Raw genomic sequence first — 12606 nt, 5'->3', positions numbered from 1 at the left:
GACGCGCAGCCTCCCCTGAAGGCCACAGGCCTCTCAGGGGCGCGGGGAACTGCGCGTCAGCGCATGCCTCAGGGGCGCGGGGAACTGCGCGAGAAGCGGCCACCGGCCCGCGGGCGGCCGACAACCGACCAGCCCCCACCGGCCCGCGGGCGGCCGACGGACCCGGTGCTAGAAGCCGCGGGTGCGCTTGGCGGCGCGGCGGCCCTCGGCGCCGGGGGACTTGATGAAGAGGCGGGAGATCTCGCCACCCAGGTTCACCCCGATCGCGATGGCCATGGCGAGCGCGGCCGCCTTGGACAGCGACACCAGCCCCTTGTCCACATCGCTCTGCGCGATGGCCAACAGCCCGAAGTACGTCGCGGAACCCGGCAGCAGAGGCCCGATCGCGGCGGTCACGTACGGCAGCGCCGAAGCGAACTGGTACCGCGAGAAGAGCTGCCCGAAAAGCCCGACGAGCCCGGCCGCGGCGGCGGTGGACGCCACCGGCGAGATCCCGCCCGCGTTGTGCATGGCACCGTAGATCACCCAGGCGACCCCGCCGTTGAGCGTCACGGCGATCACCGTCGACCGCTCCTGCTGCAACAGCACGGCGAAGGCGAGCGACAGCGCCATCGACGAGGCGATCTGCCAGTAGGGCCGCGGGGTCCCCGACAGCGCGGCGTCCGGGTTGAGCTGCGCGTGCAGCTGCACCCCCACGTACAGCATGATCAGCACGCCGACGACGATGCCGACGAAGAAGTACATGACTTCGAGGAGCCGGGCCGCGGCCGTGATGTAGAAACCGGTCAGGCCGTCCTGCACCCCGGCCACCAGCGCCCGCCCGGGCAGCAGCGCGAACAGCCCACCGGTGATCACCGCGGACGCGCGCACGTCCACGTAGTTGTGGGCCATGGTCAGCAGGATGCCGATCGCGGCGGGCGGCATCGCGGCCACTGTGAACTGGTAGAACTCCGGGAACCCGCGCCCCGCGCACAGCCACGCCAGCCGGTCGCCCAGCATCGCGCCGATCGCCGCGGCGACGAACACGATGAGGTCACCGCCGACGAGGATCGAGGCGGACCCGGCGAGCAGCCCGCTCGCACCGGTGAGCGCCCAGCCCGGATAGGGGTGGCGGTTACGGCGGATCTCGGCGAGCCGCCGGTAGGCGTCCTCCAGCGAGATGGCGGCGGCCTCGTCGTCCTCGTCGCTGATGTCGTCGACCAGCCGGAACACGGCCGCGAGCCGGTTGTAGTCGGTGCCCCGGCGGCGCACGGTGCGCGACGCCGTCACCGGGTCGTCCACCAGTGACGGCTGGAACGTGATCGACAGCAGCGTGAACGTCACCGTCGGCTCGCACCGGTCGAGCCCGTAGGACCGGCACACGGCGAACATCGCCGCCTCCACGTCCTCGGCGCCCTCGCCCCCGGCGAGCAGCAGCTCCCCGATGCGCAGCGTCAGGTCGAGCACGCGCGGCACGGCGGGCCCGGCTTCGTCCTCCTTCTGCGGCTTCTCCGGCGCGGGCCGCTCGGCGACCGGCAGCCGCAGCATCGTGCGCATCCGGTCCTGCCAGGGCGCCTCTTTGGTCAGCCGGACCACCGGGATGCCGTGCGGCGGCGTGAAGGCGGGCGGCGACTGCTTGGCGCTGTACGTGCGCGGAGGGGTGAACGCGGACCCCTCGGACTCCACGGGGTCGGCGGGCGGCACGCTGAACCCCTCGGGGAGCGCGAACTCCGAGGTGGTCGAGGCGGATTCCTCCTCCACCACCGGCGCGGGCGCCACGGTCCCGATGGGTTGCGTGAACGCGCTGCGTGCCTCGTCGGACTGCGGTTTGCGGTCCTCGGGGGCCTCGGTCTCCCGGTCCGTCACCTCGTGCCCTTCTCGCCCTTCTTGCCGTCGCCACCGCGACTGGGACTGTGGCCGCGCCTGTCTACGCGTCTACCTCCGGTACGCCTCAGTATGCGCACAGAAACGCGAACGGGCCGCACGACAGATGTCGTACGGCCCGTCCGGCGGACAGCGGAGGGGCGCTACGCCCTACGACTCAGTGGCCGCCCTGGTCCTGGGCACGCTTGTACGAGCGCTCGATCTCGGCCTCGGCCTCGACACGGCCGACCCAGTCGGCGCCCTCGACGGACTTGCCGGGCTCCAGGTCCTTGTAGACCTCGAAGAAGTGCTGGATCTCCAGGCGGTCGAACTCGGAGACGTGGTGGATGTCGCGCAGGTGCTCCATGCGCGGGTCCGTCGCCGGGACGCACAGCAGCTTGTCGTCGCCGCCGGCCTCGTCCGTCATGCGGAACATGCCGATGGCGCGGCACTTGATGAGGCAGCCCGGGAACGTCGGCTCGTCCAGGATGACCAGCGCGTCCAGCGGGTCGCCGTCCTCGCCGAGCGTGTTCTCGACGAAGCCGTAGTCCGTCGGGTAGGCGGTCGAGGTGAAGAGACGACGGTCGAGACGGATGCGACCGGTCTCGTGGTCGACCTCGTACTTGTTCCGCGATCCCTTCGGAATCTCGATCGTGACGTCGAACTCCACCGGTGGCTCCTCCATGATCAACACAAACTTCTGGTGGTTAAGTGTCCCCTACGCAGGTGTGTGATCGCGAAAGGGGCTGGTCCGCGGTGCCGGAGCTGAAGGCTTCGCAACTCGTGACGGGCGTTGCGAAGACCAAGACCAAGCAGTTCACGGTGGGAGCGACGGCGGTGGGTGTGGCCTTCGCCGCCCTGGTGGCGGTCGCGACCGGCCCCTGGGACTCCTCCGGTCAGCGTAAGGCCGAGGCGGACCGGGCGGTCTCCCAGGGCAGCCGGGGTGGTGCAGATCACGGCCGTACGTCCGCGGGGGCGGCGTCCGCGGCCCCCAGCGCCCCCGCCGTCCTCGCCGCGCCCGGAGCGTCGGTGCCCGGCCCGACGGAGCACGCCCTGGCCGACGTCCTGGACCCGCTGTTCAAGGACGCCGCCCTCGGATCGCGCCGCACCGCCGCGGTCGTCGACGCCGCCACCGGCAAGCGGCTCTACGGAAAATCGGCGGGCGACGCCCTCACCCCCGCGTCCACGACGAAGCTGGCCACCGCGGTCGCCGCGCTCACCGCGGCGGGCCCCGACCACCGCATCGCCACCCGCACGGCCCTGGAGAAGGACTCCGGGGAACTGCTGCTGATCGGCGGCGGCGACCCCACCCTGACGGCCCGCGAGAAGAATCCCTACGGCGCCGCGGGCCTGCGCACCCTCGCCGACCGCACGGCCGCCTCCCTCAAGGACGCCGGCACCACCGAGGTCACCCTCTCGTACGACACCTCGCTGTACTCGGGACCGTCGCTGCACCCCATCGGCGTGAACGACAACCTCGCCCAGGTCTCCGCCCTGATGGCCGACGAGGCCCGCACCGACGGCTCCAACAGCGGCCCGGCGCCGCGCGCCGCCGACCCCGCGGCCTCGGCCGCCCAGAAGTTCGCGGACCTGCTGCACGAACGCGGTATCAAGACCAAGGGCACCCCCGGCCCCTCCAAGGCCTCCGGACAGGCCGAGGACCTCGCGAAGGTCGAGTCCCCGCCCCTGTCCGCCCTCGTCGAGCGCATGCTGACCAACAGCGACAACGACATCGCCGAGGCGCTCGCCCGGCAGACCGCCATCGCCGCCGGCGAGAGCCACGACTTCGACGGCGCGGGCCGGGCCGTCAAGAAGCAGCTGGAGAAACTGGGCCTGCCTCTGTCCGGCGCCCACTTCTCCGACGGCAGCGGCCTGGACCGCACCGACAAGGCCTCCGCCGCCCTGCTCACCGGCCTGCTCGCCGAGGCCGCCGACCGGAGCCGCCCCGAACTGCGCTCCCTGCTCACCGGCCTGCCCGTGGCCGGCTTCACCGGCACTCTCGCCCACCGCTACACGGACGAGGCCGACGCCTCCGGAACCGGCCTGGTCCGCGCCAAGACCGGCACCCTCACCGGCGTGAACACCCTGGCCGGCACGGTCGTCGACGCCGACGGCCGGCTGCTGGTCTTCGCGTTCATGACCGAGGGCGCCCCCGGCCCCCAGTCCGCCCAGGCCGTCCTGGACCGGCTCGCCTCCTCCGTCGCCAACTGCGGCTGCCGCTGACGCCCCGCGGACACCGCACGGCCGGGTGTCAGGGTTCAGTCAGGGTCCAACCCCCTCCCTGTGCCCGAAGGGTCACGTACCGTTGACGCATGACGAGCTTCGGCGGTGCGGCTTCGGCAGGAATGGTCGACTGGAACCTCGCGGTGGCCACGGCGACCCGACTCGTACGGCCCGGCCCGGAGGTGAGCCGTGACGAGGCGCGCGCCGTCGTCTCCGAGCTGCGCCGGCACGCCAAGGCCTCGGAGGAGCACGTGCGCGCGTACACCCGCATGGCCTCCGACGACATGCACGACACCCCTGTCCTCGTGGTGGACCGCCCGGGCTGGGTGAAGGCCAACGTCGCGGGCTTCCGCGAACTCCTCAAGCCGCTGCTCGACAAGATGCAGGAGCGCCGCGGCCCGGGCCCCGGCGGCGCCGTCCTCGGCGCGGTCGGCGGCAAGGTCACCGGCGTCGAGCTGGGCATGCTGCTGTCGTTCCTGTCCTCCCGCGTCCTCGGCCAGTACGAGACCTTCGCCCCCGCCACCAGCGACCTCCCCGCCGCGCCGAACGGCGGCGGCAGGCTGCTGCTCGTCGCGCCGAACATCGTGCACGTGGAGCGCGAACTCGACGTCGACCCGCACGACTTCCGGCTCTGGGTCTGCCTGCACGAGGAGACCCACCGCACCCAGTTCACCGCCGTGCCCTGGCTGCGCGACCACCTGGAGGGCGAGATCCAGTCGTTCCTCGCCGAGACCGAGGTCGACCCGTCGACGTTCCTGGAGCGGATCAGGGAAGCCGCCCAGTCCCTCGCCGGCGGACGCCCCGAGGGCGACGACGAGGAGCGCGACGACGGCGGCCGCTCCCTGGTCGAGCTGGTCCAGTCGCCCGCCCAGCGCGAGGTCCTCGCCCGCCTCACCGCCGTGATGTCCCTGCTCGAAGGGCACGCGGACTACGTGATGGACGGCGTCGGCCCGGACGTCGTGCCGTCCGTCGGGGAGATCCGCGAGAAGTTCCAGCAGCGCCGCCAGAAGGGCGCCTCCCGGCTCGACACGGCCCTGCGCAAGCTCCTCGGCCTCGACGCCAAGCTGCGGCAGTACCGCGACGGCGAGCGATTCGTACGAGCCGTCGTCGACCAGGTCGGCATGGACGGCTTCAACCGCGTCTGGACATCGCCCAACACCCTCCCCACCAAGGCGGAGATCGCCAAACCCGCGGACTGGGTCGCGCGGGTGCACAACAAGACAGACGGCGCCCACGACGTCCCGTAAGGCACGCCCAAAATTGCTCAGGATCACCCATCCGAGGGACCGTGGCCCGTGGGCAGGCGTGCAATGCTCAGGGAATGGCTCGGCTCTGTCACCATCGACACACTCTGCGTGACCGAATTCACCGAGTCACCGTTGAGCGACTGAGCCGTTGCGCACGGCTCACGAGTTGGCGCCCACTCCCCTAGACAACGGAATGAAGGGAACCGGACATGGGTCCCCATCCTGCGGTCGCGGCGATACGCCTGGCGGTCCGCCGCGTCCTCCACGACATCCTCAACGCACAGCCCGCAACCCCCACGCCCTCTGTCGTCCCCCCACCCTCCCCACGCTCCCCGGCTTCCTCCCCCGCCACACCTCCCGAGCGGCCCCTGGTCCTCGTCGCCTGCTCCGGCGGCGCCGACTCCATGGCGCTCGCCTCGGCCCTCGCCTTCGAGGCCCCCAAACTCGGCATCCGGGCCGGCGGCATCACCGTCGACCACGGTCTGCAGTCCGGCTCCGACACCCGCGCCGAGGACGTCGTCCTGCGCCTGACCGCCCTCGGACTGGCCCCGGCCGAGTCCGTCGCCGTGCAGGTCGGCCGCGACGGAGGCCCGGAAGCGGCCGCCCGCGACGCCCGCTACGCCGCCCTCGACGACGCCGCCGAGCGCCTCGGCGCGGCCGCCGTCCTGCTCGGCCACACCCGCGACGACCAGGCCGAGACCGTCCTGCTCGGCCTCGCCCGCGGCTCCGGCATCCGCTCCCTGTCCGGCATGGCCGCGATCTCGGGGGCCGGCGGCCGCTACCGGCGCCCCTTCCTCCACCTCGACCGGCAGACCGCCCGCAAGGCCTGTCTCGTCCAGCACCTGCCGGTCTGGGACGACCCGCACAACACCGATCCGGCCTACACGAGGTCCCGGCTGCGGCACGAAGGACTGCCCGCCCTGGAGAAGGCGCTCGGCAAGGGCGTCGTCGAGGCGCTCGCCCGTACGGCCCAGTTGTCCCGCGACGATGCCGATGCGCTGGACGCCTGGGCCGCGCAGGCCGCCGAGTCCGTCTGCGACGCCGCCGGACTCCTCGAATGCGCCAAGCTCTACGCGCTGCCGCCCGCCGTGCGCCGCCGCATCCTGCGCCGGGCCGCCATCGAGGCCGGAGCCCCGGCCGGCGCCCTGTTCGCCCGGCACATCGAAGAGGTGGACCGCCTGATCACCGGATGGCGGGGCCAGAAGGAGATCAATCTCCCGGGCAAAGTCGTCGCCCAGCGGCAGGGTGGCAGACTGGTCATCCGGCAAGGCTGACAGCGCGGCTCACGTCGCGGCGGCCGGTGGGACGACCGAAAGTGATGCGGGTGGACGCGAAAGACATGGGCACCGACCTCAAGTCGGTGCTCATCACCAAGGAAGAGATCGACGCGAAGCTGGCCGAGCTGGCAGCCAAGGTCGATGCCGAATACGCGGGCAAGGACCTGCTCATCGTCGGGGTCCTCAAGGGCGCCGTGATGGTCATGGCGGACCTGGCTCGCGCCCTGTCCACCCCCGTCACCATGGACTGGATGGCGGTGTCCTCGTACGGCTCCGGCACCCAGTCCTCCGGTGTCGTGCGGATCCTCAAGGACCTCGACACCGACATCAAGGACAAGCACGTCCTGATCGTCGAGGACATCATCGACTCCGGTCTGACGCTGTCCTGGCTGCTGACCAACCTCGGCACCCGCGAGCCCGCCTCCCTCGAGGTGTGCACGCTGCTGCGCAAGCCGGAGGCGGCCAAGGTCGACATCGACGTCAAGTGGGTCGGCTTCGACATCCCGAACGAGTTCGTGGTCGGGTACGGCCTCGACTACGCGGAGAAGTACCGGAACCTGCCGTTCGTCGGCACGCTGGCTCCGCACGTCTACGGCGGCTGAGGTCACGTCAGACGGCGGGAACCCTCAGGGGCTTCCCGCCGTTGGAGCAGGCGAAGGCGAGATTGTCGGACGTCCCCTGCGACTTCGGGTGACAATGCTGGGGTACCGTCCGAAGAACAGTTCTTCAAACAGCTTCAAACGGGTTCAAGAGCTCAACAGCTTGAAACAGCCTTATCAAACTCACTATGGCAGGAGGGACGGGGCGGAACCGCTCCGTATGGATGGACGTGAAGCGATACTTCCGTGGGCCGGTCATGTGGATCGTGCTGGCCGTCCTTGCCGTGGTCGTGTTGATGCAGGTCGTCGGCTCGTCCGGCGGCTACAAGACGGTGGACACCGGCCAGGTCATTCAGGCCATCGACAAGAACCAGGTCCAGCAGGCCAAGATCACCACCGGTGACGAGAACACCATCAAGGTCGAGCTGAAGAGCGGCGAGAAGGTCGACGGCTCCAGCAAGATCCAGGCGAGCTACATCGGCGACCAGGGCGTCGACGTGGCCAAGGCTCTGCAGTCCAAGTTCGAGGGCAAGCAGATTCCCGACGGGTACACCGTCTCCCCGACGAAGCAGAACGCGTTCGTCAGCATCCTGCTGTCGCTGCTGCCCTTCGTCCTCATCGTCGTCGTCTTCCTGTTCCTGATGAATCAGATGCAGGGTGGCGGCTCCCGGGTCATGCAGTTCGGGAAGTCCAAGGCCAAGCTCATCACCAAGGACACCCCGAAGACGACGTTCGCCGACGTGGCGGGCTCGGACGAGGCGGTCGAGGAGCTCCACGAGATCAAGGAGTTCCTCCAGGAGCCGGCGAAGTTCCAGGCCGTCGGCGCCAAGATCCCCAAGGGTGTTCTGCTGTACGGCCCGCCCGGTACCGGCAAGACGCTCCTCGCGCGCGCCGTCGCCGGCGAGGCCGGGGTGCCCTTCTACTCGATCTCCGGTTCCGACTTCGTCGAGATGTTCGTCGGTGTCGGTGCCTCGCGAGTCCGTGACCTCTTCGAGCAGGCCAAGGCGAACGCCCCGGCGATCGTCTTCGTCGACGAGATCGACGCGGTCGGCCGCCACCGCGGCGCCGGCCTCGGCGGCGGTCACGACGAGCGCGAGCAGACGCTCAACCAGCTGCTCGTCGAGATGGACGGCTTCGACGTGAAGGGCGGCGTCATCCTGATCGCCGCCACGAACCGGCCCGACATCCTCGACCCGGCGCTGCTGCGTCCCGGCCGCTTCGACCGCCAGATCGCGGTCGACCGCCCGGACATGCAGGGCCGTCTGGAGATCCTCAAGGTCCACCAGAAGGGCAAGCCGGTCGCCCCGGACGTCGACCTGTCGGCCGTCGCCCGCCGCACCCCCGGCTTCACCGGCGCGGACCTGTCGAACGTGCTGAACGAAGCGGCGCTCCTCACGGCGCGCAGCGACAAGAAGCTGATCGACAACCACATGCTGGACGAGGCGATCGACCGTGTGGTCGCGGGCCCGCAGAAGCGGACCCGGATCATGTCGGACAAGGAGAAGAAGATCACCGCGTACCACGAGGGCGGTCACGCCCTGGTCGCGGCGGCGTCTCCGAACTCCGACCCGGTGCACAAGATCACGATCCTGTCCCGCGGCCGCGCGCTCGGGTACACGATGGTGCTCCCGGACGAGGACAAGTACTCGACCACGCGCAACGAGATGCTCGACCAGCTCGCCTACATGCTGGGCGGCCGGGCGGCGGAGGAACTGGTCTTCCACGACCCGACCACCGGCGCGGCGAACGACATCGAGAAGGCCACCTCCACGGCCCGCGCGATGGTCACGCAGTACGGCATGACCGAGCGTCTCGGCGCGATCAAGTTCGGCGGCGACAACAGCGAGCCGTTCCTCGGCCGCGAGATGGCGCACCAGCGCGACTACTCGGAAGAGGTCGCCGCGCTCGTCGACGAAGAGGTCAAGAAGCTCATCGAGACGGCGCACAACGAGGCCTGGGAGATCCTCGTCGAGAACCGCGACGTTCTCGACAACCTGGTCCTCGCGCTGCTGGAGAAGGAGACGCTGAACAAGGAGCAGATCGCCGAGATCTTCGCCCCGATCGTGAAGCGTCCGGCCCGCCCCGCGTGGACCGGCTCCTCCCGCCGCACCCCCTCGACCCGCCCGCCGGTGCTCTCCCCCAAGGAGCTCTCACTGACGAACGGGGCGAACGGCTCGGCGACCGCCATCGAAACCACCACCCCGGTGGACACGGTGAAGGACGACCGCCCCGAGAGCTGACGGCACCCTTCACAGGGCCCGGAATGCAGGCCGCGTCCCCCACGCTTTACGGTGTGGGGGACGCGGCCTTTTGTCTGTCTGGGGGCCGTGCCGGATGTCCGTACAAGGAAGAGGCACGACATGACCGACCCGGTGACGCTGGACGGCGAGGGCTCGATCGGAGAGTTCGACGAGAAGCGGGCCGAAAGCGCCGTGCGCGAACTCCTCATCGCGGTCGGCGAGGACCCGGACCGCGAGGGCCTGCGGGAGACTCCGGCGCGGGTGGCGCGGGCGTACAAGGAACTCCTGGCGGGGCTCAGGCAAGAGCCCGAGGATGTTCTGACGACGACGTTCGACCTCGGGCACGATGAGATGGTCCTGGTCAAGGACATTGAAATCGTATCCATGTGCGAACACCATCTTCTGCCCTTCCACGGTGTGGCCCATATCGGCTACATACCAGCGGAGAACGGCAAGATCACCGGACTGTCGAAGCTGGCCCGCCTGGTCGAGGTCTTCGCCCGCCGTCCTCAGGTGCAAGAACGTCTCACCACTCAAATTGCCGACTCCCTCGTGCGCATCCTTGATGCGCGGGGCGCCATCGTCGTCATCGAGGCCGAGCACATGTGCATGTCGGTGCGTGGCGTGCGCAAGCCCGGAGCGAAGACCACGACGTCCGCCGTGCGAGGTCAGCTTCGGGATGCCACGACCCGAGCTGAGGCAATGAGCCTGATTCTGGCTCGCTGACCCGATTGTCAGTGGTGCCCGATACGGTTCCCGATCAGTTGTATTGATCGTGGATCGGGGGGCCACTGTGGAGCACGGACTGCCCAGCAGGCAGACGGTGAACGTGGTCGGCGGGCGTCTACGAGCACGAGACGTGCGGGTCGGCTCGAGCCTGTGGACGGTTGACGGCGAACGTACTGTCCGCACGACCGTCACCCAGGTGCTGGCGGCCAAGGTGCGTGAGGTGGTCGACGTGACGACCGAGCGCACCACCTTCACCGTCGCGCCGCATCAACTCCTGGGCATCGTCGGCGGGTGGGTTCCTGCGCGAGAGGCAGCAGACAGGGTCCTGGCATGGACGCATGCCAGGAAGCTCTGCCGTGAACGGCTGGAGATCAAGCCGGGCTACGACTTCGGGTACATGGTGGGAGCGGTATGTTCACGACCAGGGACACGTAGTTCCTGCTGACCGTTCCGTCCGAGCACGGCTACGAAGACGGCGATGGCTGCCGTATCAAGACATGGCCCGGGCGGGCGCTTGTGAGCGCCAATGTGCCCTTCCTCGCGGAGCTCGCGCGGATCATCGGAGCCAGATTCACCCCTCGCACCAACGGAAAGGCGTCCGCACGGATCGTGGCGGACAGCTGGCCCGCGCGCGGCACCTTCCGGGCTGAGCGGCATCCGCTTCAACTCAAGGAGACAGGGCGGGCCGAAGTGCGGGAGGTGCGGGCACGCGTGTGCGGGGACAAGCCCTTCACCCTGTACAGCTATCGCCTCAGCCCTCATCCGGGCTTCCTGATCAACGGCCACCTGGCACGCGAGCCCTGGTGACTCCGACCGGGACTCACTCTCACGCCACCGGCGCCGTGCCCTCCGTGTCGTCGTCGTCCGGGAGCTTGCAGACGCGCTCCAGGAAGATCGCCGCTGCGATGACGGCGACGCCGGCGACGACCGAGAAGCCGGCGTAGATCGCCTGGTCGCGGCGGGCCGGGATGTCCAGCTGCTCCAGCAGGAAGACGCCCGTGCCGCCGTACATGCCCGCGACCAGCGCCGCGACCAGCGCGCTGGCCTGGCCGAAGACCAGCGCACGGGCCGCCATCATCGGGTCGACACCCTTGGCGTCGGGGCGGCGCTCGCGCTGGGCGCGCAGCCGGGAGCGGATGGAGAGGGCCGTCGCCAGCAGGACGACGGCGATCACCGCGAGCACGATGGGCGCGGCCAGGGGGACGCTGGGCAGGGTGCCCAGCGCGTTCCACAGGCGGGCGCCCGCCCAGGACAGCACTCCGGCGGCCCCGAAGAGGCCGGCCAGAGTTCTGATGCGCAGTTGCTTCATCGCGGTTGCTTCATCCCCGTCGGTCGCCCGTCAGCCGTGCGCGACCGCACGGCTCTGCCCGTCAGACCCTAACGATTACTCGGGCAGCCGGAGTTCCAGGTCGGTGCGCGCGGCCACGCCCTCGCGGGTCACCGCGGCGAGCAGCTCGGTGACCGGGCCGCGGCCGGGGAGCTGTGCCTCGGGGTCCACGTCGTGCCAGGGCGCGAGCACGAAGGCGCGCTCGTGGGCCCGGGGGTGGGGGAGGGTCAGCACCGGGTCGTCGGAGACCACGTCCGCGTACGCGACGATGTCGACGTCGATGGTGCGCGGCCCCCAGTGCTCGTCCCGGACGCGGTGGAAGGCCTCCTCGACCGCGTGGGCGCGCTCCAGGAGCGAGTCCGGCGGGAGGGTCGTCTTGAGGACCACCACGGCGTTGAAGTACGAGGGCTGGCTGTCGGGGTCGACGCCCCAGGGCTCCGTCTCGTAGACGGGCGAGACGGCCTTGACGCGGACGCCGGGGGTGTCCTCCAGGGCGTCCACGGCGCCCTGGAGCGTCTCCAGGCGGTTCCCCAGGTTCGAGCCGAGGGAGAGCACGGCGAACTTGGGGTTGGACAGGGTGCTGTCGGCGGCGTCGACCTGCTCCATCACGGAGGTCGGTACCGGCTGCACGGTCGGGTCGAACGGAGTTTTGTTCATACTCGGCTCCGGGTGATGGTGACGGTCACGTCGTCGAAGGGCACGGTGATCGGCGCGTCCGGCTTGTGGACGCAGACCTCGACCTCGTGGACTCCTTCGTGCTTCAGGCAGGCGTCGGCGATGCGCTGGGCCAGGGTCTCGATGAGGTCGACGGGCTCGCCCTCGACGGCGGCCACGACCTCCTCGGCCACGACGCCGTAGTGCACGGTCTTCGTCAGGTCGTCATCGGCCGCCGCGGCCCGGGTGTCCAGCCCGAGCACCAGATCCACGATGAAGGTCTGCCCCTCCTCGCGTTCCTTGGGGAAGACGCCATGGTGCCCGCGGGCCTTGAGGCCGCGCAGCGCGACACGATCCACGCGAATCACTCCTGCAGTCGTCGGTAGGGGCCGGTCCTGTCGATGTGCGGTCGACGCACCGGCCTCCATCGAATCTACCTGCGAGCACTGACATCCCTTGCCCGTGGGG

13 protein-coding genes are annotated in these 12606 nt (G+C 70.0%); 8 read left to right on the top strand and 5 right to left on the bottom strand.

The features are described from left to right. Positions 1–168 precede the first annotated feature (168 nt). Both ABT127_RS37620 and ABT127_RS37615 read right to left on the bottom strand, forming a co-directional pair. Complete coding sequence (locus tag ABT127_RS37620) at positions 169–1845, bottom strand: threonine/serine exporter family protein (RefSeq protein WP_351460522.1); 1677 nt, start codon at positions 1843–1845, stop codon at positions 169–171. Positions 1846–2020: 175 nt separating this feature from the next. Next, positions 2021–2512: an inorganic diphosphatase gene (locus ABT127_RS37615; RefSeq protein ID WP_351460531.1), complete on the bottom strand. Its 492-nt coding sequence runs from the start codon at positions 2510–2512 to the stop codon at positions 2021–2023. A 113-nt stretch (positions 2513–2625) separates the two neighbouring features. Here ABT127_RS37615 and dacB point away from each other — a divergent pair, with 113 nt between their 5' ends. The 8 genes from dacB (at position 2626) to ABT127_RS37575 (ending at position 10964) form a co-directional block, all read left to right on the top strand. Continuing rightward, the gene (gene dacB, locus ABT127_RS37610; RefSeq protein WP_351460519.1) at positions 2626–4065 is read left to right on the top strand and encodes a D-alanyl-D-alanine carboxypeptidase/D-alanyl-D-alanine endopeptidase; all 1440 of its coding nucleotides are present in this window, start codon (positions 2626–2628) and stop codon (positions 4063–4065) included. A gap of 89 nt (positions 4066–4154) precedes the next feature. Beyond that, positions 4155–5312 (top strand): Rv3626c family coenzyme F420 biosynthesis-associated protein, encoded by a 1158-nt coding sequence (locus tag ABT127_RS37605; protein ID WP_351460516.1) that lies wholly within the window; start codon positions 4155–4157, stop codon positions 5310–5312. Positions 5313–5521: 209 nt separating this feature from the next. After that, entirely contained in the window at positions 5522–6586 is a 1065-nt protein-coding gene (gene tilS, locus ABT127_RS37600) for a tRNA lysidine(34) synthetase TilS (protein ID WP_351460513.1), read from the top strand. Positions 6587–6630: 44 nt separating this feature from the next. Continuing rightward, the gene (hpt, locus tag ABT127_RS37595; RefSeq protein ID WP_111662750.1) at positions 6631–7191 is read left to right on the top strand and encodes a hypoxanthine phosphoribosyltransferase; all 561 of its coding nucleotides are present in this window, start codon (positions 6631–6633) and stop codon (positions 7189–7191) included. A 221-nt stretch (positions 7192–7412) separates the two neighbouring features. Continuing rightward, positions 7413–9428 carry an ATP-dependent zinc metalloprotease FtsH gene (gene ftsH / locus ABT127_RS37590; protein ID WP_351460510.1) on the top strand — a complete coding sequence of 672 codons (2016 nt, stop codon included), beginning with the start codon at positions 7413–7415 and terminating at the stop codon, positions 9426–9428. 120 nt (positions 9429–9548) lie between these two features. Then, positions 9549–10154: a GTP cyclohydrolase I FolE gene (folE, locus tag ABT127_RS37585; protein ID WP_351460507.1), complete on the top strand. Its 606-nt coding sequence runs from the start codon at positions 9549–9551 to the stop codon at positions 10152–10154. 67 nt (positions 10155–10221) lie between these two features. Further along, positions 10222–10602: a hypothetical protein gene (locus tag ABT127_RS37580; protein ID WP_351460504.1), complete on the top strand. Its 381-nt coding sequence runs from the start codon at positions 10222–10224 to the stop codon at positions 10600–10602. A 71-nt stretch (positions 10603–10673) separates the two neighbouring features. Then, positions 10674–10964: a hypothetical protein gene (locus ABT127_RS37575; protein ID WP_351460501.1), complete on the top strand. Its 291-nt coding sequence runs from the start codon at positions 10674–10676 to the stop codon at positions 10962–10964. 19 nt (positions 10965–10983) lie between these two features. Here ABT127_RS37575 and ABT127_RS37570 read toward each other — a convergent pair whose 3' ends face one another. The 3 genes from ABT127_RS37570 to folB all read right to left on the bottom strand — a co-directional run bounded on the left by ABT127_RS37570 (position 10984) and on the right by folB (position 12497). Then, positions 10984–11466, bottom strand: a complete 483-nt coding sequence (locus tag ABT127_RS37570) for a DUF3180 domain-containing protein (RefSeq protein ID WP_351460499.1) — start codon at positions 11464–11466, stop codon at positions 10984–10986. Between the two features lie 75 nt (positions 11467–11541). Continuing rightward, a complete protein-coding gene (gene folK, locus ABT127_RS37565; RefSeq protein WP_351460496.1) occupies positions 11542–12141 on the bottom strand; it encodes a 2-amino-4-hydroxy-6-hydroxymethyldihydropteridine diphosphokinase in 600 nt (199 codons plus the stop codon). Next, positions 12138–12497, bottom strand: coding sequence for a dihydroneopterin aldolase (gene folB / locus ABT127_RS37560; protein WP_351460493.1), 360 nt, complete (start codon positions 12495–12497; stop codon positions 12138–12140). Before folB ends, folK begins: the two co-directional genes overlap by 4 nt. Between the last annotated feature and the right edge of the window lie 109 nt (positions 12498–12606).

The sequence above is a fragment of the Streptomyces sp. NPDC001904 genome (genome assembly GCF_040297005.1).
GTDB lineage: Bacteria > Actinomycetota > Actinomycetes > Streptomycetales > Streptomycetaceae > Streptomyces.
The sequence above is the reverse complement of the archived record's forward strand: the minus strand, read 5'-3'. Positions and strand labels throughout refer to the sequence as shown.

Bases quoted from the DNA above. Each gene is read 5' to 3' on its own strand.
- ABT127_RS37605 (WP_351460516.1), top strand. From the start codon at position 4,155: ATGACGAGCTTCGGCGGTGCGGCTTCGGCAGGAATGGTCGACTGGAAC.
- tilS (WP_351460513.1), top strand. From the start codon at position 5,522: ATGGGTCCCCATCCTGCGGTCGCGGCGATACGCCTGGCGGTCCGCCGC.
- hpt (WP_111662750.1), top strand. From the start codon at position 6,631: ATGCGGGTGGACGCGAAAGACATGGGCACCGACCTCAAGTCGGTGCTC.
- ftsH (WP_351460510.1), top strand. From the start codon at position 7,413: ATGGACGTGAAGCGATACTTCCGTGGGCCGGTCATGTGGATCGTGCTG.
- folE (WP_351460507.1), top strand. From the start codon at position 9,549: ATGACCGACCCGGTGACGCTGGACGGCGAGGGCTCGATCGGAGAGTTC.
- ABT127_RS37570 (WP_351460499.1), bottom strand. From the start codon at position 11,466: ATGAAGCAACTGCGCATCAGAACTCTGGCCGGCCTCTTCGGGGCCGCC.
- folK (WP_351460496.1), bottom strand. From the start codon at position 12,141: ATGAACAAAACTCCGTTCGACCCGACCGTGCAGCCGGTACCGACCTCC.